Raw genomic sequence first — 20,829 nt, 5'->3', positions numbered from 1 at the left:
TACTTGCTCTCTTTATTTTATTAAGGAAACGGATTAAGCGCAAAAATAGTATAAAGGCATTAACCTCAATCAAAAAGACAGGAATAATTTGATTTGTGAACGGATTTTGTCGCAAATTTTCACAAAACTTACCAGTTTTCGAGTCCCAGCCTGTATTTTTTATCCATATACCTGAAAAACATGTACAAGCGGTATTCCACATCCAGCCCGTATTCGTTCTGTGGATTGTAATCTATTTTTGCTTCATAGATCAGCGGGCTGTATAGCATGGGATTGTCGCAGCGGTAATTCCATTCATTCACAAGGAATACATTTTTAGTCTTCAGTGACGATTCCGTATAGAAATTTTTCGGCCGCTGAGTGACCAGGAATGTTTCATAGCCGGATTCCATAACGATGGCTTCGTAAATGGGTTTCAACTTGATGCTTATGGTCACAGGCTTATTGATGGGGTGCATATCACCGTCTTTGAGTATGCTGATAGATTCTATTGTAGAAGGATCTATCCTGAGCAACGAATCTTTTGAGATCACATTGTCGTCTACCAGATAGATATTGTCTTCCCGTTTCTCTATAAGGGAATAAACAGATCCGGGAGTCCCCTTACCCATAACGTGTTTGTCCGTATCGAGGGCAATATCGCACACAGGACTGCTTACAACTATCTGTTTGATTTTAAATCCTATCAGTGAGAAACGGAGTGTATCGCCCACCCCGGCGCGTATTGTATAATTTCCTTTGCTATCCGAGACACTCTTTATTTGTCGCGATGTATTAGATATCATAACAGCCGGTAGTACCCTTTTGTCTTCTGTCGAAGTTATCTGTCCCCTCACTGCCGGTACTTGCGAATATGCCATTTGTAAAGCAAACAACATCAAGAACAGAAATGTAATGCTTTGTTTATTCATAATGCTGATATTTATAGAAATAAGGAGTAGAATACTTCTGTAAATATACGAAATTCTTCAATTATTTCATGCATAACAGCTATCCTTCTTTCACTTTTGGTATTTTTAGGAAACAATACAGGTAAATATCTCTTTATCTGTATGTTTAAAGCATAGAAAACTTTCGAATAATGCTAAATTTTAATTACCGGTTGATATCACCGCCATTTTTATAAAAAAAGAACTTATACAATCTCAACCTTTTTAAATAAGCCGGCAGAACGGGCTTATTTTGTAAATATGGGAAACAATAAAGCGTCTTCTTTGTTTTTATAATAAAAAGTTAATATTTTTATAAAGAAGAAATAATTGTAAAAATAGCAACAAGAAGGAAATCATTCGTATTCTTAGGGATAAACGGATATTCACAATAAATACAAAAACAAAAGTTTATGGCTAAAATAACTACGACTCTCCTAGTTATCACTATTCTTATATTAAATTCGTGCAGGCAGAAAAATGTTGATCCCCAACCCACAGATCCCCCCTCGCAAGATACGGTGGCTGTAAAGGATAAAGATGAGACAAAGAAAACAGATACAGTCACCGTAGAAAAGGAACTTCTCTACGATAAGTACACGCTCGAAGATACTTACCCCTACAAAGATACCACAAGGCGGTTTCAATGGGAGAAGATCAAAGCTGGGCTGAAAACCATAGATTCCATGCAGATAGAGCATTCGTCGTGGGGCATTCTGCAAAATTACAGGAACAACAACGGGGAAGCCCCGCTGGTAAAAGAATATCACCGCAATGTATATAAACGTATATCCGACAATTACGATGTAGAACGTTACCAGTCGGTACCCTTATATTCCCTTCAGGACACCGTAGTTCCCGAGCGTTACGGCAGGGACGGTTCGCTGGTGAAACTGATAAAAGGAACAGACAGCACAAAGTTTGAAAAAATAGAGACCGTATACTTTCCCGGCGAATGGCTGGTCCCCCGTAAGTATGTGAAAGAAATAGCAGATAGTATAGCCTTCCGCAGTGCCATATTTGTAGATCGCATAAATGAGAATGTGGTCACGCTGCAAAAGGAGGGGGACAAGTGGATGATAAGAAGCATGAATCCTGTGACTACCGGATTGCACAAACCGCCCCATCAGCAGGAAACTCCATTGGGGATGTTCGTCATACAGGAGAAGAAATATAAGATGTTTTTCCTTGTCGACGGCACTACCGAAACAGGCGGCTTTGCTCCTTACGCCAGCCGGTTTACCAATGGCGGATACCTGCACGGCGTGCCGGTGAATGCTCCCCGCAAAGATTTTATAGAATACAGCGCTTCGCTGGGAACTACTCCACGGTCGCATATGTGTGTGCGTAATGCTACTTCGCATGCCAAATTTATCTATGATACCTTCCCCGTGGAAGGCACGGTGGTATTTGTGATAGAATAAAGTTAAACCCTCAATAATCAGATAGATATCCTATAACAATTAAGTAAAAATACCAATCAGTAGTTAAAATAATTATTGTAGTATAAAATTGTTCTATTTTTTTCTAACGCGCCTGCCGTCTTGTTTTTCATTTTGCCTTGATGCAAAACGAAACAAAAAATCAAGGCTGCATCCCTCCGGCGACCCAAAACCGCAGCTCCGGTGGGGCAAAATAATACGGAATCATCTCTAGCCGGATTATCAGCTGTGTATAGCAGTTACCCTATTTTGCCCTACACCTCCGCTTTACGGATTGGGTACCCCGCCTGCGGAATGAGGCCGGAATCGCGATGCGGCGACAAGACAGAGATTTTTCAGGCTTTAGCCCCGCGTGCGCCAGCCCTTGCGCATTAGTGACGCAGGCGGGGTACCCAATCCGTTGCAGACGGCATAGAATCAAACGGGGCGATAGCCCGTGTGTTTGATTCAGCCGGCAAAACGGTTTTGGGTCGCCGAGGAGCGGAGCGCTAGCCTTTTGGTTCGTTTTGGGCAATGCCAAAATGAACGTTTAAGCGCAACTACTGATTCGCATTAAAAAAATATACTACAATAGCCGGGCACCAAATGTCCGGCTTCATACGTTAGCTAAAAAGAATCCGGCTGACGCAGTTTATTATGCCACCCCCGGCATTTTTATATTTTACCAACAATAACTAACTACATATTAACTCTTTCGAATGAACACAGATATTCACTTTTCTGTTTAAAGAAATATATCAGTATCAATTTAAAACACTGTTTCATGCATAATATCCCCATAATAACAGAAGAAATTTATCCGGTGCCTTTATCGAAGGTATGGAACGCGATCACCGATAAAAACCAGATGGAAGAATGGTATTTCACCATCGAAGACTTTGAACTCAGAGAAGGTGCCGAATTTAATTTTACTGTATCCTTCGAAGATGTTATCTATCATCACCGTTGCGTGATAAAAGAAATTGTTCCGCAAAAAAGATTCAGCCACACATGGACGCATCCCTCACAGAGCAATGGCGAATCGGTAGTCACATGGGATTTACAGCCTGTTGACAACGGTACTAAAGTCACCCTTACGCACACAGGTGTGGAAAACTTTGCCGATGCCGGGGCTGACTTCTCCCGCGAAAACTATGTGGCAGGCTGGGAGGAAATATTAGGAACATCCCTCAGGAATTTTCTATCAAAATAATTTAATTACCAATAAAAAACAAGATCAGTATGGCAACAAAGACGAATCCCGTAGTATGGTTTGAAATCTATGTAGACGATATGGCCCGTGCCCGCAAATTTTATGAAACAGTACTGGCTAAGGAATTGACCGATATGCCGATGGAAGGCGCGACGGACTACAACATGGCAATGTTTCCCATGGCAGACGATATGGATGCCCCCAATGCTTCCGGAGCGCTGGTATGGATGAAAGACGTGAAAGCCGGAGGCAACAGCACGGTAGTGTATTTCGGGTGCGACGATTGCTCTGTGGAAGAGAGCCGGGTAGTAGCCGCAGGAGGGCAGATACACCAACCAAAATTCCCGATAGGGGAATATGGCTTTATTACGCTTGCTGTAGATACCGAAGGGAATATCTTCGGACTGCACTCAGAGAAGTAACCCCTCAAAAAACAACAGGATGGAACACGAAAAGAAAGAAATCACCGTAAAAGTTCAGGTCAACCTGTCGCCCCATATCGTGTGGGAATACTGGACAGACCCTGAACACATAGTCAACTGGAACTGTGCGTCTGACGACTGGCATACACCTACCGCCGTCAACGATCTTCAGCAGGGCGGGTGGTTCAGGTGGCGTATGGAAGCCAAAGACCGCAGCGCAGGTTTCGACTTTGAAGGACGGTACGATGAGATCGTGCCAAACGAAAAGATAATATATACAATGGCCGACGGACGCAGGGTAAAGATATTATTCACCAATGTGGATAATAATACCCTGATCACAGAGACATTCGACACCGAAACCCTGAATCCGGCAGATATGCAACGTGCCGGGTGGCAGGCCATCCTCGACAGGTTCAAATATTATGTGGAATTGAACGAGAAATAAATTGTTATGCAAGGGCGCAGCATATAATTTAATTGAAAAGTTCTATTATTTTCTCTGAATGTTCATTTTGGCATTGCCCAAAACGAACCAAAAGGCTAGCGCTCCATTCCTCGGCGACCCAAAACCGCAGCTTCGGCGGAGCAAAATAGTACGGGATCATCTTTATCTGAATTATCAGTCGAGTATAGCAACTACCCTATTTTGCCCTACACCTCCGCTTTACGGATTGGGTGCCCCGCCTGCGTCACTAATGCGCGGGGGCGGACGCCACAGTGAGGGCAAAGCCCCTGATTTTAATGCAGCTAGCCTTATCGTGCGTCAGCCTGCGCCGTATGCTTCATGGACGGGGTACCCGTAGGATTAAAAGGCGAAAAAAAACGAAAACGTGTTTGAGCTTATCGACCGATTCGTATTATGCTCTATTCAGAGCGAGTTTTTTCGTTTCGTCTTTTTGTCCTACGGGTCGGCCTTTGAAGCGGGCGCTAAAGCGTTTTTGGTTCCTTTTGCGGCTTTGGACAAAAGGAACACAAGCAATCTTTGATTGCGCGTAGAAAAAATGTAGAAAATAATAGAACATTAATCAAACAAATCGGTAGCCATACAAAAAAAACAACAATCATGAAATATCAGATAATCCCCTGTCTGTGGTTCGATGGCAAAGCCGAAGAAGCCGCGCGTTTTTATGTATCCGTATTCAGTAATTCGAAGATAAACGACATTACTTACTACGGCAAGGAAGGATTTGAGATACACAACCAGCCCGAAGGTACAGCGCTTACCGTAGAATTTGAAATCAACGGACAGGCGTTCACAGCTCTCAATGGCGGGCCTGAGTTCCGCTTCAGCGAGTCGGTCTCGTTTCAGGTATATTGCGATACACAGGAAGAAATAAACTATTACTGGGACACCCTTATTGCCGATGGCGGTGAAGAAAGCTACTGTGGCTGGCTGAAAGACAAATATGGCCTTTCGTGGCAGATAGTTCCCGCTATTCTCACCGACCTGATGAAAGACCCGCTAAGAGCAGGACGGGTAACGGATGCATTTATGCAAATGAGAAAATTCGATATCGAGAAGCTGATAAACGCCTGATCGGTATGGAGTTTATATATAAATAAAGTGCGGATAACGGTGGTTGTCCGCACTTTTACTATTTAACACTTCAGAAGTTGCAGGATTCCTTAAATAAGGAGAAAATGCCTAAAACAGGAGATTACTTTAGTAAATATGCCTTATATTTGGATTTGTAACTATAACCGACACTTATGACAGAAAAAGAAAAAGCAGCCGCAGGCCTTCTTTACGATGCCAACAACGATAAAGATCTTTTACAGGCAAGAGAAAAAGCTAAAGAAATACTTTACGACTACAACCTCTTGCGCCCGGGCATGCAAACCGAAAAAAAGCAAATGCTGAAAAGCCTTCTCGGCAAAACAGGCGAGAACTTCATATTCGAACCTCCTTTCTTTTGCGATTACGGCTACAATATCAAGATAGGTGAAAACTTCTTTGCGAACATGAATTTGGTAGTCCTCGACGGGGCAAAGGTCACCATCGGCAGCAATGTATTCATAGCCCCCGGCGTAGGTATCTATACAGCCGGACATCCCTTCGATGTGGAGCAGCGCATCAGCGGGCTTGAATATGCTTATCCTGTTACCATCGGCGATAATGTATGGATAGGTGCGGGCGTGCATATCCTGCCCGGAGTTACTATCGGCGACAACACGGTGATAGGCGCGGGAAGCATAGTATCGAAAGATATTCCGTCCAATGTACTGGCCGTAGGCAATCCGTGCAGGGTGATACGGGAGATTTAGACGCTGCTTGAGAACGCTGGCTGCTACATCACCAACTCTGTAAACAACTTTTCGAACGTCTTGTCCAAATCATCCGAAAAGCCCCTGTTGGAGCGCGATGTCTGTATAGATGTACTCCGCACGGCCGTCAGCCAGCGGTAGCGCTCTGTTATATCCAGCGAAGCCACATAGCCTCCGTCCCCGGCGGCAGCGCATATTTTGTCAAATGCCTTCAGGTTCTCCTGTATCGAGTCCGTATCCAGTTCCGATGTGAACAGGCGAAGTTTGTTTTCATCTACATAATAGCGGGCTTTCAGGAATTTCTCCCGCTTGCTGTACATAATAATGCCCACATTTATAAATTCTTCGCGCTCCACCCTAGGTACAACACGGATGACGGCGTATTCATATAAGTGCTTCCCTTGCATGCTGTGCTTCTTTTATAAATATTGCTGAATTCTTTATTCTCTCATTCAGGAAATCGTTATACACCTGCCGTATATCCCGTGGCGACTCGTCACTTCCTCCCCAGTGCAGCCAATCATCGGGCAATACGCTTACTATTTCGGCCACCTTCTCCGGTGTAAGTACTTTCTTAAACGCTGCATCTGCTTCGTCAAGACGGCTGGCATAGGGTAACAATACATGGTCTTTGGCCTGAGGGAAAGGGCTCAGTGCATATTTTTCCCATCCTGTCCACGAATGATGAAAGTAGAGCGATGCACCGTGGTCTATCAGCCACAGCTCCTTATGCCACATCAGCATATTGGTATTGCGGGCGGTGCGGTCTACATTGGTAAGTAAGGCATCCATCCATAGTATCTGCGATGCGGTAATGTCGTCTATGCGTGTTACTACCGGGTCGAATGTCAATGCTCCGGAAAGGAAGTGCAATCCCATATTCAGCCCCTGGCTGCCCTTCAGCAGGTCTTGTATTTCTTCATCGCCCTCGCTGCGGCCAAAAGCCTCGTCGAGATAGATAAATACCATCTCAGGCACACGGAACCCGAGAGCCTGTGCAACCAGTCCGCCTATGAGTTCACTCACAAGCATCTTTGTGCCATGGCCCGAGCCGCGGAATTTGACTACATACTTGAATCCATCATCGGCCTCGGCCAAAGCGGGCAATGAACCACCTTCACGCAAGGGGGTGATATATCGTGTGACGTTTACTGTCCGGAGTTCCATCTTTTATTCAGCAATTAATAGCCCCTGTTAATTGATTATATTAATCCCAAAAACTGAAGCCTTGTTTGTTTTTTGTTGTAAAGATAGAAAAGAATAGGTTATCTCATATATACAGCGCCGGTTTAGTGACGTGCGGCGACCTCTTTCTGCAAGGAGGAAAGGATTTGGTTTCAGGTAAAGCGATCAAAGTAAAAAGTACCGGGAAAAGGAAGATATAAGTAAATGATAACAATTAATGATATATTTTCTATGACTGATGTAGGGGCGAATAAACATTCGCCCGCAACAATCAACAGGCGAATATTTATTCGCCCCTACATACTAAAATGTATCAATAATGCGAATCAGTAGTTGAATTTAATGTTCGATTTATCTATATAATTATTCTTTGTAATAGCTTTTATCTTCAGTTCATTTCTGCCGCGCCCTCCCGGGCCTGTCCCTTCTTTTGGCATTGCCCAAAAGAAGGCAAAAGGCTAGTGCTCCGTCCCTCGGCGACCCACAACCGGCTTGCCGGCTAAAAGGAACGAACGGGCTATCGCCCCATTCCTTTTTACGCCGTCTTCACCGTGTGGGTGCCCCGCCTGCGTGACTAATGCACGGGGGCTGACGCACATGGAGCTAAAGCCTGAAAAGCCTCTGTCTTGTCTTCGCATCGCGACTCCGGCCCCACCTGTGGGACGAGGCCTTGATTTTTGTAACTTTTTATCAAGAAAAAGTTAGGAGAACAAGCCGGCAGGCGCGTTAGAAAAAATCAAACATTAAATTCAACTACTGATTGGCATCTATAAATACTTTACATAACTTAATATCAGCGGATGATTTTATTTATAGTGAATATTGTATTCTGTGGCAAACATTTAATGGCTCGGCAGATAAGCTCCCCTATCCTATCGCATAACCTAAAATGGTGAATTATCTGAAATAAAACTTTTTAATTATCCAGAAACAATAAACGGCTATATATCAAATAATTGCGAAAAACATGCTAAAAAACATATTCAAAAAATCACTATATTGCAATGTACAGATTGCAATAATTGCTATCTTTGCATAGCAATATGAGGAAATATTGTTTATTTCAGCTATAAAAACTAAATTAACAACACTTAAAAAATACCACCATGAACCGCCACGAAGAACTGATTAATGAAATTCATATGGCAAGAAAGCGATTTGAAGATTCGTACCGCAATATCTCCCGCGAAGATATGGATATATTGCTGGAAGAACTGGAGGTGATGTCCAGTGAGTTGCAGGCATTGCACAGAGAACACAGAAGCCTCACAGCTTGATTATATATAACTAACGAAAGCCTGACTAAGCATTTAGTCAGGCTTTTTTGTTGCTTCTTCTTTTAATGTCCGAAACCAAAGCCTCCGTGCATTCCATGCATCCTGCTTTCGAACGCTTTTTTCTTTTCGTCAACGAATACCTGTTTTTCTTCAGCCGACATGCTCATCCATTTTTCGCAGCGGGCATCTATCGCCTCCACCGAAAAGTGGTCTTCATGCTTGTCGAGGCACTCCATACGTTTGTTCATAAACTCAAGTTTTTCACTATCGGTCATTTTAGACCATTCTTCTTTAAACTTTTTTCTTGATTCGTTGTCGAAAGGGTTTCTTCCGAAGAATCCCATTCCAAAACCTCTTGTCATCATAATTTTATTTGTTTTTTATTTTATAAAATTATCTTTGGGAGATAACCTTTTGAACAAAAGGCTGTAAGGGGAATTTTTCAGCGGGCGAGGTAACGATTTGGCAACCGTGCTAATTTCTGCGTTTTGCGCTGCATTTCCTCAAATAACTCAACCGCAAATATACGCAATTTTTCCAAAATCCACAGCAGATATTCTTATTTTTTTATCCGTTAAACATGTCCTTTATGGGAAAAAGAAATAAGTTAACATCTGATTTTGAATTGTTTAAATCTTAAACAACTTGTCATATTGGGAAAGAGTTAAGACTTCATATTGCGCTACCTCAATATCATCAGGAAGTTTGTCTCGAAGTACTGGTAATATGTACTGGCAATTTGTTTCAAGAACTATTTCAGTAAGTAAATTCTCAATTTGATTATCGTGAATGTTTTCAATCTGGTCGTTAAGAATAAAGTGCAAGCATCTAATATTCATATTATCGGCAAATTGTATGTAGGCGAGGTCAAATGCTGCTATTTGACCTTTCTTCTTTCCTGTTCCAGGGTTTCCCGCTACAGGTGTTATCTTAAATTCATAGCCTTTATCTGTTGGGTCTGCACTTAAGATTTCCCGTTCTCCATAAAGTTTATAGGTAACATTTGAAAAATACTCATTGAATTTTGCAACTCGTTGTTGTATTAACTCATCCTTTGAATTAAGGTTTTCATTGATTTGGCTAAGTTTTTGATCAATTTCTGCAATACTCTTTATTGATTGTTCCCAAAGCCTTTTCAATTCTTCATTTTTTCCTTTTTTCTCAAATTCCGAATTTAATTCTGTGATTATCTTCTGTAAGTCATCTGCTGCTCCATTTTTTTTCAAATGAATCGTAAGATTTTTCTCCTTAGCCAATAACTGGTTAATTTCCCGTTTTATAGCTGCAATATTTTTGTCTAAGTCTGGCAATTCACGTACAATATATCTCAACTTCTCGTCAATCATCTGATTGTGAAACTGTAATGTGTCTTCAAATGATTTTTGAAGATTTGGGATTAATGCTTTTGCCTCATTGTAGAGATTAAGGATTTGAACTACATTAACATTGGATTTTTCACTCTCCAACTCGTTCTTACTTTCAACGATCAACTCTTTCCGCATTTCAAAACGGCTCAGTTCGGTAGAGTATCTGTTTAAATCAAATTTTACTTGATTCAATTCTGACAACTCTCTTTCAAATGATGGGTTAATATTAAAAGTCTCCTTTTTCGTTGTTAATTCCTGAATACTTCTTTCGATTACCAAAAGTGATTGCTCTATCATTGACAGAGTACTTTCCTTTCTTAACCGAGCTTGTAGGTTTTCTTCCGTTTTTCTATCTCTATTCAGTTTGTCTTTATATGTATTGGAGTTTAGTTCTATTCCTAACCAAAATAGAAACAACGGCTCATACTCATCTTTCGTTGTAGTAGCATGCAATACCTTTAGCGTATTTTGTAGTCTGTTCTTTTCATCTCTAATATTTTTAGAGATAATTTGCCTGAAAGTGGGTTTATCTTCCTCCGAGTTAAAAATACGTTTTTTAAGTTCTTTCGTTAAGGCATCTTTACCTTTGTAAGATTCACCATTTATTTCAGTAATTTTATCATTACGAGAGAGGAAGTTCCTTCTTATACAAATTTCAGTCAAAGGATTATCCAAATCATCAACTAATGACAATGTAATAATTATATTATTTTGCTTTAAGAAAGTTTCAACTTCCGTATTTGTGTTTTGAACAAATTCAGTATCCTTATAGATATTTTCACCTTTTCCTCCCAAACAGTAATCAATTAGCCTTATTACTGTGGTTTTACCAACATTATTTCCTGATTCTTTTTTATCGGATGTTTTAGTCTCGTCAATAATAAGATTAATCCCTTTGTGAAAAAGAATATCTCTCACAACGGTACTTCCATTCTCTATTTTCAGTGACTTTAAAAACATTTTTGTATTAATCCTTTTTTATTTTCAACAAGTCCCAAAACAAATAACCAATCTAATGTCAAAGCAAACAAATTCATTGAAATCTTTTCTTTCTTACTCAACTGCTCGTACAACGAAAAGAAATCATCTCCTTTGCTATTTGTTGATTTTAGAATCTCAATAACAATGGCTCCAAGATAGTAAATCTTTCTTTGCGGATGTATATCTTTTCCCAGTATCATTTTACTTTTGGCGGTTCTTCTAAAATTTTACAACGCATAAAAGCATCAACTAACACAACAGAGATGCCGAACGAAATATCTTCCTGATATTTGTTCGTATCAGCGACTAAAGATAGAAACTCATTTTCAATATCCTCAATAATATCGTCTGCTTTTTCTTGAATTATTGGCATTGGGTCTAAAGCCCCTTGAGTATATTTACCTTTCGTTTTCAAATATGCGGCACGAATATTACGTAACAATTTTTCTTTCTTAAAACTACCTTGAGATTCCAATTCACCATAAAGGGAATTAATTTTTCCATAATATCCACCGTATTCTTCAATTAAGCATTTATTCCTTTTGATATTGTTATAACTGATTTTATCAGTAATGCCAAATGTCTGCAAACTTTCATCATTAACTGCATCATTTTCAAAATTTGCATCTGCAATCGCATTGATTGCTTGCATTAACAATGATGGGTTTCTAAGTTGTTCATGAAGAAATTTACTTTCATGGTTCCTTTTCCATTCTTTTAATAAAGATACAGGATACTTGCCTTCATTTTCTTTATTGTCAATAATGGTATGGCATTCATCACATAATAAAATCAAATTATCAAAATGAGCCCGTTCTTTATCTGTCATTAATGCATTATATCGAGGACCATCTCCACTTGCAGCCTCAATATGGCAGATTTTACTTGTAATAGATATTCCGTCGCGGGCAATTAATACCCTGTCACAATCAGGGGCAGCACATTGATTCCCTGACAATCCATATAACCTTTTTAAGGTTGGAAGAGTGTAATTCCTTGCTTCACTACCCATAACTTGGAATATCTAAAATATCATTTGTTTGCAAAGGTAGAAAAATCGTTCCATATATAGCCAATTTCGTTAAAGAAATGTGAAATACAAAGCATTAATTAATTGCATATTAGCCTGATGTATAACTACTATCTTCATTGGTTCGCAGCAAAGGAAAGCAGAATAATCAGGTTATTCGGAAATTGTGTAATCAATGGTAGCAAATGGCTGTAAGTAGCTTTGTTTGCCAACCTCACAGCGGTAGAAGTTATTCTTGCGCCGTTGGTTATTCCCGTGAGCTTCCGCCCTTCAAACGGGCTGGGAAGCATGAGCGGGAAATAACCGACATAGGTGCAGGAAATAACTTCGGTAACAACCGCACTACCGCTTGAACCCTCGTTTAGGCTTCTTCTTTTTTCTTTTCATCGGGGGCTGTTCGTCCTCTTTATTGTTGGGTTCAGGGGTAAACAAGCCTAATGCGGAGGATAACCCCAAGTCGGGCAGATTGAAATTTTGCTTCTTTTCAGGATTGTCTGAAATATTGCTTTCTTGCTTATTTGCAAATTTGTTTTCAAGCACTTCGTTCTGTTTATCTGCATATAAGCCCATCTGCACTGTATCCATCTTTCCTTTTTCACTGGTAATCTGCCGTTTCTGTATTTTGAGTTGGTCGGAGATACTGCCGTTCTTAATGGTATTGTAGTATTCAAAAGATTCGGTTAGCTGTCTATTGTAGCCGAATAGCTTATCAAATCCCTGCTCTGCCTGTTGGAACAGGTTCTTTCTATCGAAACCTCCCTTAACTGTTCCTTTCTTGGTGTTCTTGTGGTTGGTAAGCGGAGATAGTTTCTTTTTATAGGATTGGTCTTTTCGGCTTACAATCAAATGGCAATGCATATTCAGTTCATTGTTAGACCTGTCACGACTGAAATGTATCTTCCCAAAAAACTTAATATCTTCTGCCGATAGACCTTTGTTGAAGTTCTTGGCATATTCGGGAATGACTACCTCACGGATATACCGCTTCATGGCTTCGGCTTGTTCCTGCTCTGTATTGCCCATTGCCCGAAGCTCCTTTTCCGATGGGCTTACGTGGATAGCGTAAAACTTGGCATCCGTTTTCAGTAGCTGACCGACATTGCTATCTATATCTTTTATAACTTGTGATTTGTAGATATTATCTTCTGCCAGGTTGAAAAATCCCTCCGTATAAATTCCCTGTTCCATGCGCTCCATATCTTCATGCTCCATGTATGAAGTAAGTCTTCGACTGCTACCAGCGTTGTTGTACGTGCCTTTGGATGGTGGCGGAAAATCTATATTCATGGATTACCTTTCGTTTATCAGGTTGATAATTTCAGTCTTTAGATTCTCTTTTCGCTTTCCGTCCATTACTCCGCAGGCTGATAGCTCCGAATAAAGGGAAATCAGTTGCAATAGTTTTTTGTTATCTCTCTGCTGTACTTGGGATAGGTCGTTAATCTGCTTGGCTTGGTTGTTTACTACTTGTACGACTTTGCCAAACTGTTCATCCAACTTTTTCAGTACGTTGATAAGATTCTCTTTTGAGTTCTTTATCTCTAAATCTACATTCTCGGATAGAGTTTTGACAGCCGTATCGAAGCGGATGGCAATAGAATGGCTTGTCCGTATCATCGGGTTGAGCTTATCTTCTTCATAGCTCCGAATGAAACGGATAATATCATCCTGCCGTTTGTTAATCTTGGACAGTTCCGATTTTACCGATTCGGGAGCATCGACAGGGTTGATGTGTGCCTTATCCAAATACTGAAAAGCCAGTTTCACAATTTCACTCTTTTTCAGCGAATAGCGTTTACATATCTTCCCGACTAAACTTGCCGTTTCCGTATCTATGGAAATGGTAGTGAATATTATTTTCTGACCTTTATTTTGCATGACTAATTAGTTTTTAATTGGAAAACATATAGATAAACGGCTGATAATTAGCCATAATAGTAAAAGGGTAATTATTAGACTAATTACAGCGTGTTTTGATAACACGCTAAAGCCGAAGGCTTTGCCCCGCAGGGCAAGAGGAAGAACAGGACAAAGTCCAGTTCCCTCTTGCTTAATTTCGCAAAACAAACAGAGCCACGAGGCGAAGTTGTTTTTGAGAAATGCGGAGCGTTAATACAAGGCGGTGGACTAAATACAGCCTTCATTAATTTTCTTCATTCTGCTTAAAGCTAAGAAAAGCAGAATCATTCATCATCATTCGGCTTTTTATCCCCACCTTTCTTCGGGTGTTTCTTTTCGAACTCCTTATACGTCCCGAAATCCATATGTTCACGAACGAAATTCCGAACATCGTTTACTCGGTAGTAGGTTTTATGACCTATTGTAAAATAAAGGAGTCTGCCACTTGTGCGATATCTTTGGAGTGTTCGATAGGACACTTTGAGAAGGAAGGCTAAATCTTGGTTATCCAGAATTTTTTCATCTTCTTCAAATACGTCGGATGTGTTAATCAGGGATTTCAAGTCCTGACCTATTTCATTCAATTTTTTGGATAGTTTTTCCATCCACTTTTCAAAATCTTCGTTATTGATATACATTTTGCCTCATTTTTGAGATTAATACTGTTTTTCTCAATGCATTGATGAAGCAAAGGACGGTAGAACAACGCAACAAAAATAGAGGAGTAGTTAACTACTCCCCCAAAAGTTTTTTATAACAACCTTTTATTTAGCTTGTTGCAAAACGATTATTTTTCATTTTGTCTATTTCTACTCTCTTTATCCTTTCGGATTATGAGATTTCGCAGAAAGTCAAGGGCTTTCGTTCGGTTGAACGGTTTACGGTCAAATACCCTTTCCTGTTGGTCATAGATGCTGCCAAAACTACAATTGAACATCTTTTGGAAAGCATCTGCAATTTGGTTTAGATGTGCGGGCTTTCCGTTTCGCTGAAATACTTTCTTTGAGAAGAAAAGAGCTATTACAATCTCTGCTAATGCAACAATCCCCAAGTCTTTCGACTTAGGGAGAATATAAAGGTCGGATTGGAATGCTTGTTGTTCAGATTGGCAGAACTGCTCGGGATGCTCAATTCTTAAACGAATAAGGGATAATTCGGAATCGATGTAAGTTATCGCTTTGTTTAGGTAGCGAAGTTCTAGCACATTTTTCCCCCTGCTCGTCTTGAAATTGTTTCAAAAGGGATACTAACTCAATACGAGTAACATTCAGCTTTCTAATAATGCCTGTAAGGTCATTTTCGACTTGACTGATGGTGTCTATATGCGTAATAAGCTTTCCATAGGTACATTGCATTTGTTCGTTTGTAATCTTCTGTAAGTCCTCGTTTAACATAACGAAAAACTCTGTTTTAATTAAATCATTCATAAGCATAAAATTTAAATGTGAATATTAATAATCAGACCGAAGTCTATTTTATGCTAAATACTTGTATGATTATCAATTAGTATGTTCTTCTTTTTTCGAATCAATAAAAGGCTCTGTAACTTTAATTAAACGATTGCCTGAATTCCTGTGGACTTTTGTTCGTCTTACTTTTGAATAGTTTACTGAATGATTGAGAATATTCAAAGCCTAACTCATAAGCAATCTCACTAATAGAAAGATCAGTTGTTGTCAGCTTTTCTTTTGCAAGCTCAATTAGTTTATTCTGGATATGTTGTTGCGTACTTTGTCCCGTCAGGGATTTGAGTAAGCCGCTTAAATAACTTGCCGAAAGATGGAGCGTGTCGGCAACATACTGAACAGTAGGAAGTCCATTCTCCAAGGGTTTATTACTTTTAAAGTAGTCAGAGAGTATTTTTTCCAGCTGATCGAGAATCTGATGATTTGTTATTTTACGTGTAATGAATTGACGTTGATAAAAGCGGTCGGCGTAATTGAGCAAGGTCTCTAACTGTGAAATAACAATGCATTGGCTGAATTTATCAATATTCGAATGATATTCTTGTTGGATGTTCTGAATGATGTTGTTGATAATATTTTCTTCTTTCTCAGAAAGGAAAAGGGCCTCATTTACAGAGTATTGAAAAAACTCATAATTCTTAAAGTTCTTGCCTAAGGATGTATTCCTCAAAAAGCATGGATGTATCTGAATCAGATAGCCCGACTGTCTATCTGTTGGATTCGAGTCGGGTTCTATTCTTAGAATCTGATTGTGAGAAATAAAAGACATAATGCCTTCATCGAAATCATATTCCTGCTGACCATACTTGATTTTCGCGTTCACACCTCTTTTTATAGCGATCTGGTAAAAATCAAATACAAAACTCATTTCAGCAATATCCTCGGGACGTATTACCATCCCATAATCAACGATGCTGAAAAGCGGATGTTCCGGAGCAGGCAGATTATTCAACCGATGAAATTCGCTGATCGTTTTAATCCTTCTAATGCCTTTATTTTCCATCAAATCTCTTGATTGCTTCAGGTGTTACAGGTGCGAAAAAATTAACCAAATTACCATCAGGATCGCGAAACAACAGTGATCTGTTTCCCCAAGGCATTGTTGTGGGCTCTTGAACAAGGTAAGGAGCAAGAAAATCTTCCAATTTATTGTATGTTTCATCCACATCTGCCACTCTGAATTCTAATATTACCGTGCGATTTTTAGCTGCTTCGGCCACATCATCGCCCCAAAATTGCATGGTACTTGTTCCTCCTATTGCCAAGGCTGCCGCTTCGGTCTTAAATTCTGCGAAATCGGGTGTAAATTGTATCGCGGGTAAACCGGTAATATGTCCGTAAAAATCAACGAGGCGTTGCACATCGTCTGTAATAATTCTTGTTGAAAGTAGATTCATATTTGTTATATTTTTATTGATTAATGTTATATCATTTGCCTTATTCGACTGACCACTAACAGCCTGTGCTGCGATAAATAATATTATAGTTATGAAATATACATTTTTTCTGTTCATCTCAAAAATAGTTTTCTCTCATATCCTCTAATAATCCGATCTGAGTAGGTTCCCATCCCAGTATTTCCTGTGTTTTATAGCTTGTGGATGGAGAATCAAATCCTACAAACCAGCTGAGCCACTCGAAATGCGCTGTAACTTCTTCTTCCATCAATAGTGGTTTGAGAGGCAGATCCAATTTATCTGCTATCAATTCAGCAATTTCCTTGATTGCGACACCTTGATCGGCAACAGCATTATACCGCTGTCCCCTAGCTCCTTTTTCCAATGCCAAGCGAAACAAACAAGCGGCATCTAATCTGTGTACAGCCGGCCAACGGTTACTGCCATCTCCTACATAGGCAGATACTCTATTTTTAATAGCTTGACTGATGATAAAAGGAACAAAATTCCGATCTCCTTTACCGTGTACAGAGGGGGATAGACGAACAACAGAGGCATTTATGCCTTTTTCCGCCAAAGCCAGTGCTACTACTTCGGAAGAACGGGGAAACTCGGGCAGGGCATTGTCTTCTGTTACAAATCCGTTGGTTTTGGATGTCCCCAACATACCGGTGGCTACTACTATCGGTTTGTTTGTTCCTATTAACACCTCGCCCATCGCGGCAATGGCTGCTCTATCGGCATCGTTTGCTTTTGCAAAATCGCCTTTGAGGAAAGCTGTGTGTATTACCCCGTCAGCTTCGGATACACCTTGCTTCAGTATGTCTAAGTCTTCAATAGTACCTTTCAACACCTTGGCTCCCGCATCGGTAACGGCTTTAGCCGATTCATCGGAACGTGTCAAACCTATAACTTCGTGGTTTGCTGCCAATAATTCTTTTAGTATTGCGGAGCCAATCCAGCCGGATGCTCCTGTTAAAAATACTTTCATATCGTTTTATATTTTGATTTACAATACAAAGGTAGGTAAGGTAAAAGTAACAGATTTAGCCAAATCTACTCATCTTGTATCCAAATCTATTATTAAACAGTCTTGAAAAAGAATAACCTTTAAATGCTTACAAAGCAAGTGATTTTATCCACGAAGTAAGGCGTGTATCTGTCTTATCCGATTCATTATCTTCGTCAAGAGCCAGTCCAACGAATTTGCCATCAACAACAGAATCAGAGGCTTCGAACGCATACCCGTCAACAGATACTCGGCCAACGAAATTGACCTTGTCTTTTAATGCTTTGTATAGATGAGACATGCCGGCACAGAATGTATCTTTATGGTAGGCTGAATTGCCAAGATCAAAGAGTGCTACTTTTTTGCCTGCAAAATGTTGCTGTGAGAATGTTGGTAAAATATCAAGCCAAGATTGTTGTATATCTCCATGACCTGTTGATGAATTGCCTAAAAATAATACATCGTAAGGCTTGATATCTACATTTCCACTTTCTTTGATATTGAAAATGTCGGCATTTCCCACTTTCTCTTTAATTAGTTCCGCTACTTTCGCCGTCTTTCCACGACTGGTAGCATAGATGATTGCTATTTTACTCATAATAATTTTTGTTTTAAATTACGAAACAAAGGTAGATAAGACAAAAACAACCGATGTAACCAAATCTACCCATCTCGTATCCAAATCTATTATTACGCATAATGCAATCGTTTATCCCTGAATTTTCTTTGATTATAATACTTTATACTTTACCAAATCTTCTTGATAAATCTTTTGTAAAATAGGGCTGTGCATTTATGAACAACCTCATTGTTACAGTACTTCCGCAATTTGCTTTTCAAACGATTCCAGCTTATGTGAGAGAATTTCCATATCCTGACTGATTTTCTCTTTCGTTATCTTGGCGTAAATTTGTGTCGTTTTAATATTGGTATGCCCCATCATTCTACTGACAGTTTCAATCGGAACTCCTTGTGAGATCGTCAAAAGCGTTCCGAAAGTGTGCCTAGCAACATGGTAGGTCAGGCGGGTTTTGATTCCGCATTGCTCGGCTATCTTTTTCAGAATTTTGTTACATGTGCCGTTGCCCGGCATAGGAAAAACCCTGGTATCTCTTGTGTAACCTTTGTATTTCTCAATTATGCGTTTTGGAACTTCTAATAGCCTGATGCTTGAATCTGTGTTCGTTTTCTGTCTGCGGGTAATTATCCACAAATGACCGTCGAAAGAGGTTTGTATATTATCTCTTGTCAGGTTCTTTACATCCGAGTAGCTGAGACCGCAAAAACATGAAAACACAAACAAATCCCTTACTAATTCGTATTGTGCATTCTTCATCTTAGCATTGACAAGGGAATTTAGTTCATCTTTCGTAAGAAATCCCCTGTCTTTTACTTCGGGACTTATCAGATATCCTGCAAACGGATTGATAGCCAACTGACCCGAATTTCGGGCAACAGCTACTATATGTTTAACGCCTATCATGTACATCCATATCGTATTGGTCGAACATTCTCTCTCAGTTCGCAAATAGTATTCAAAACCGTTGATAAAAGCGAGATTCAATTCCTTCAAGAATATATCATCTCGTTTATATTCCTGTTTGATATAGCTTTCGATGTGTTTATAGAGGATACAGTACTTGGAATATGTGCCTTGCGCTCTGTTGTAGCCTACCTTTCGGGAAAACTCTTGATTGTGCTTCGCAAATAGGGTAAGAAATGTATCTTGCTTTACGCCTAACCCTAAATAGGCATTTTTCACCTTGTCAGCAGTTACAAAGCCGTCTGTTTGCATTATTTCCTGATAGCGGCGGTTTATATCCAATCGGATTTTATCCAATGTGAGGTTGGTTTTTACAGCTAACGTGCTTTTGCCTGTCAGCCTACCTGCTTTGGTATCCCATAGATAGGGTGGAACATTCATCTTACAACTGAATTGACTGATAGTTCTGTCAATCGTTATCCTTCCCATTAACGGAACTGTTCCATCAGGTTTAGGATTGTTCTTCTTTAGATAGAACAAGATTTTAAAAGTGCTTCGCATACTCAAAGTTTTAAAATGTTACAAAATTAGTTTACTTTGAGCTACAAGAGGTTACACAGGGTAACGCAAAAAGCAGACAAATAGAGACTTATGCGCCAATTACATTTTACATCGAGGTAATGATGTGGTAATTAAACTTTGTCTTACCTTTGTCTATTGGTGGCTTTTGCTGTCGCAAAAGAAAAGCCAAACAAAGGACTTTCCCGCACACTATCAATCGGTTGTCCTCGTTTGGCTGATTCTTGCCTTTTTGTTAGACTTTTATTTTATAATCTGTTTTTTAATAAAGAGCTCTCTATTAATGGAGACGAGTGAGGGGAAAGAATATTTTAGAAAGGAATGAAAAATAATATTTTTGATGGTTTGCGCCACTTATCAGATATTTCCGTTTGTTAAAAGAAGAAAAATTATCTGCATCTGATGTCGGTTACCGACTGGGATTCACCAATCTAAGCCATTTTTCGAGAGTTTTTAATGAACATATGGGGATGAAACCGAAACAATACAGCCGCTCTTAAAATTGTGTTTATCTAGGTGAATCTTTAACATTTAAATATCTTAGGTATCAGATATAAATCATTAAATATTTAAATTACAAACCGTTATATACGATACCCGCTAATGAGCCGAACCATATTAAAAGTAAAATATCTTAATGATTTACTTTGTTTATAAAAAATAATTGTTAATTTTGGACTGTTCTATTAAGGACATGGCAATTTTTAGAGAAAGACAATAAAGACAATAAAGACAATAGTACATACGACATGTGGTTAAGACTGCTTTTCATGGATTTTTTTGCAAAAAAGAACCTCATTTTTTCTGTTGAAAATTTGGAGGTTAGCCTTATTTTGCTAGAGAGAGAGAGAGAGAGAGAGAGAGAGAGAGAGAGAGAGAGAGAGAGAGAGAGAGAGAGAGAGA

General features: G+C 39.7%; 26 protein-coding genes. 10 read left to right on the top strand and 16 right to left on the bottom strand.

All coding sequences use genetic code 11. From position 1 onward, the window contains the following. Window positions 1-128: 128 nt before the first annotated feature. Window positions 129-911 carry a DUF6146 family protein gene (locus HMPREF9455_RS20585; protein ID WP_006798040.1) on the bottom strand — a complete coding sequence of 261 codons (783 nt, stop codon included), beginning with the start codon at window positions 909-911 and terminating at the stop codon, window positions 129-131. A gap of 431 nt (window positions 912-1,342) precedes the next feature. On the opposite strand from HMPREF9455_RS20585, the gene HMPREF9455_RS02665 reads away from it, so the two are divergent. The 7 genes from HMPREF9455_RS02665 (at window position 1,343) to HMPREF9455_RS02635 (ending at window position 6,253) form a co-directional block, all read left to right on the top strand. Further along, entirely contained in the window at window positions 1,343-2,353 is a 1,011-nt protein-coding gene (locus HMPREF9455_RS02665) for a L,D-transpeptidase (RefSeq protein ID WP_006798039.1), read from the top strand. A gap of 781 nt (window positions 2,354-3,134) precedes the next feature. Next, window positions 3,135-3,563: an SRPBCC family protein gene (locus tag HMPREF9455_RS02660; protein WP_006798038.1), complete on the top strand. Its 429-nt coding sequence runs from the start codon at window positions 3,135-3,137 to the stop codon at window positions 3,561-3,563. Between the two features lie 29 nt (window positions 3,564-3,592). Next, window positions 3,593-3,985 (top strand): VOC family protein, encoded by a 393-nt coding sequence (locus HMPREF9455_RS02655; RefSeq protein ID WP_006798037.1) that lies wholly within the window; start codon window positions 3,593-3,595, stop codon window positions 3,983-3,985. A gap of 19 nt (window positions 3,986-4,004) precedes the next feature. Then, complete coding sequence (locus HMPREF9455_RS02650; protein WP_006798036.1) at window positions 4,005-4,433, top strand: SRPBCC domain-containing protein; 429 nt, start codon at window positions 4,005-4,007, stop codon at window positions 4,431-4,433. A 58-nt stretch (window positions 4,434-4,491) separates the two neighbouring features. Further along, on the top strand, window positions 4,492-4,791 hold the full coding sequence (locus HMPREF9455_RS02645; RefSeq protein ID WP_044215350.1) for a hypothetical protein: 300 nt from the start codon (window positions 4,492-4,494) through the stop codon (window positions 4,789-4,791). 260 nt (window positions 4,792-5,051) lie between these two features. After that, a complete protein-coding gene (locus HMPREF9455_RS02640; RefSeq protein ID WP_006798035.1) occupies window positions 5,052-5,525 on the top strand; it encodes a VOC family protein in 474 nt (157 codons plus the stop codon). Between the two features lie 173 nt (window positions 5,526-5,698). Then, a complete protein-coding gene (locus tag HMPREF9455_RS02635) occupies window positions 5,699-6,253 on the top strand; it encodes a sugar O-acetyltransferase (protein WP_006798034.1) in 555 nt (184 codons plus the stop codon). Between the two features lie 23 nt (window positions 6,254-6,276). Here HMPREF9455_RS02635 and HMPREF9455_RS02630 read toward each other — a convergent pair whose 3' ends face one another. Both HMPREF9455_RS02630 and HMPREF9455_RS02625 read right to left on the bottom strand, forming a co-directional pair. Beyond that, on the bottom strand, window positions 6,277-6,660 hold the full coding sequence (locus HMPREF9455_RS02630) for a DUF3037 domain-containing protein (RefSeq protein WP_006798033.1): 384 nt from the start codon (window positions 6,658-6,660) through the stop codon (window positions 6,277-6,279). Continuing rightward, on the bottom strand, window positions 6,638-7,420 hold the full coding sequence (locus tag HMPREF9455_RS02625) for a HipA family kinase (RefSeq protein WP_006798032.1): 783 nt from the start codon (window positions 7,418-7,420) through the stop codon (window positions 6,638-6,640). The genes HMPREF9455_RS02630 and HMPREF9455_RS02625 overlap by 23 nt, the downstream gene beginning before the upstream one ends. Window positions 7,421-8,544: 1,124 nt before the next feature. On the opposite strand from HMPREF9455_RS02625, the gene HMPREF9455_RS21295 reads away from it, so the two are divergent. Beyond that, complete coding sequence (locus tag HMPREF9455_RS21295) at window positions 8,545-8,715, top strand: hypothetical protein (RefSeq protein WP_006798031.1); 171 nt, start codon at window positions 8,545-8,547, stop codon at window positions 8,713-8,715. A gap of 62 nt (window positions 8,716-8,777) precedes the next feature. Here the strand turns inward: HMPREF9455_RS21295 and HMPREF9455_RS02620 are convergent, their stop codons facing one another. From HMPREF9455_RS02620 to HMPREF9455_RS20580, 4 genes are all read right to left on the bottom strand, one after another. Further along, window positions 8,778-9,080 carry a hypothetical protein gene (locus HMPREF9455_RS02620; RefSeq protein ID WP_006798030.1) on the bottom strand — a complete coding sequence of 101 codons (303 nt, stop codon included), beginning with the start codon at window positions 9,078-9,080 and terminating at the stop codon, window positions 8,778-8,780. A gap of 264 nt (window positions 9,081-9,344) precedes the next feature. Next, window positions 9,345-11,042, bottom strand: a complete 1,698-nt coding sequence (locus tag HMPREF9455_RS02615; protein WP_006798029.1) for a DUF2326 domain-containing protein — start codon at window positions 11,040-11,042, stop codon at window positions 9,345-9,347. Then, complete coding sequence (locus tag HMPREF9455_RS02610) at window positions 11,033-11,263, bottom strand: ABC-three component system middle component 6 (protein ID WP_006798028.1); 231 nt, start codon at window positions 11,261-11,263, stop codon at window positions 11,033-11,035. The genes HMPREF9455_RS02615 and HMPREF9455_RS02610 overlap by 10 nt, the downstream gene beginning before the upstream one ends. Beyond that, window positions 11,260-12,075, bottom strand: coding sequence for an ABC-three component system protein (locus tag HMPREF9455_RS20580; protein ID WP_006798027.1), 816 nt, complete (start codon window positions 12,073-12,075; stop codon window positions 11,260-11,262). Before HMPREF9455_RS20580 ends, HMPREF9455_RS02610 begins: the two co-directional genes overlap by 4 nt. A gap of 203 nt (window positions 12,076-12,278) precedes the next feature. Between HMPREF9455_RS20580 and HMPREF9455_RS21290 the strand changes: the two genes are divergently transcribed. Continuing rightward, entirely contained in the window at window positions 12,279-12,446 is a 168-nt protein-coding gene (locus HMPREF9455_RS21290; RefSeq protein ID WP_157256587.1) for a hypothetical protein, read from the top strand. Here the strand turns inward: HMPREF9455_RS21290 and HMPREF9455_RS02600 are convergent. The 9 genes from HMPREF9455_RS02600 to HMPREF9455_RS02555 all read right to left on the bottom strand — a co-directional run bounded on the left by HMPREF9455_RS02600 (window position 12,436) and on the right by HMPREF9455_RS02555 (window position 19,908). Next, on the bottom strand, window positions 12,436-13,380 hold the full coding sequence (locus tag HMPREF9455_RS02600) for a DUF5712 family protein (RefSeq protein WP_006798026.1): 945 nt from the start codon (window positions 13,378-13,380) through the stop codon (window positions 12,436-12,438). The two genes, HMPREF9455_RS21290 and HMPREF9455_RS02600, sit on opposite strands and share 11 nt — an antisense overlap. Window positions 13,381-13,383: 3 nt before the next feature. Beyond that, the gene (locus HMPREF9455_RS02595) at window positions 13,384-13,971 is read right to left on the bottom strand and encodes a BfmA/BtgA family mobilization protein (RefSeq protein WP_006798025.1); all 588 of its coding nucleotides are present in this window, start codon (window positions 13,969-13,971) and stop codon (window positions 13,384-13,386) included. Between the two features lie 305 nt (window positions 13,972-14,276). Beyond that, window positions 14,277-14,630, bottom strand: coding sequence for a helix-turn-helix domain-containing protein (locus tag HMPREF9455_RS02590; protein ID WP_006798024.1), 354 nt, complete (start codon window positions 14,628-14,630; stop codon window positions 14,277-14,279). Window positions 14,631-14,779: 149 nt separating this feature from the next. Continuing rightward, window positions 14,780-15,196, bottom strand: a complete 417-nt coding sequence (locus HMPREF9455_RS02585; RefSeq protein ID WP_185095942.1) for an RteC domain-containing protein — start codon at window positions 15,194-15,196, stop codon at window positions 14,780-14,782. 344 nt (window positions 15,197-15,540) lie between these two features. After that, window positions 15,541-16,461: a helix-turn-helix domain-containing protein gene (locus HMPREF9455_RS02575; RefSeq protein WP_006798022.1), complete on the bottom strand. Its 921-nt coding sequence runs from the start codon at window positions 16,459-16,461 to the stop codon at window positions 15,541-15,543. Next, window positions 16,451-16,855, bottom strand: coding sequence for a VOC family protein (locus HMPREF9455_RS02570; protein ID WP_044215422.1), 405 nt, complete (start codon window positions 16,853-16,855; stop codon window positions 16,451-16,453). Before HMPREF9455_RS02570 ends, HMPREF9455_RS02575 begins: the two co-directional genes overlap by 11 nt. Window positions 16,856-16,973: 118 nt before the next feature. Beyond that, window positions 16,974-17,846 (bottom strand): SDR family oxidoreductase, encoded by an 873-nt coding sequence (locus tag HMPREF9455_RS02565; protein WP_006798020.1) that lies wholly within the window; start codon window positions 17,844-17,846, stop codon window positions 16,974-16,976. Between the two features lie 127 nt (window positions 17,847-17,973). Further along, the gene (locus HMPREF9455_RS02560; RefSeq protein WP_006798019.1) at window positions 17,974-18,462 is read right to left on the bottom strand and encodes a flavodoxin; all 489 of its coding nucleotides are present in this window, start codon (window positions 18,460-18,462) and stop codon (window positions 17,974-17,976) included. Between the two features lie 213 nt (window positions 18,463-18,675). Beyond that, window positions 18,676-19,908 carry a site-specific integrase gene (locus tag HMPREF9455_RS02555; protein ID WP_006798018.1) on the bottom strand — a complete coding sequence of 411 codons (1,233 nt, stop codon included), beginning with the start codon at window positions 19,906-19,908 and terminating at the stop codon, window positions 18,676-18,678. Between the two features lie 389 nt (window positions 19,909-20,297). Here HMPREF9455_RS02555 and HMPREF9455_RS20925 point away from each other — a divergent pair, with 389 nt between their 5' ends. Further along, entirely contained in the window at window positions 20,298-20,426 is a 129-nt protein-coding gene (locus HMPREF9455_RS20925; RefSeq protein ID WP_245532157.1) for a helix-turn-helix domain-containing protein, read from the top strand. Window positions 20,427-20,829 lie beyond the last annotated feature (403 nt).

Origin of the sequence: Dysgonomonas gadei ATCC BAA-286 (genome assembly GCF_000213555.1) — a bacterium.
In the GTDB taxonomy this organism is placed as follows: Bacteria; Bacteroidota; Bacteroidia; order Bacteroidales; family Dysgonomonadaceae; genus Dysgonomonas; species Dysgonomonas gadei.
This window is presented reverse-complemented; position numbering and strand designations above follow the sequence as displayed.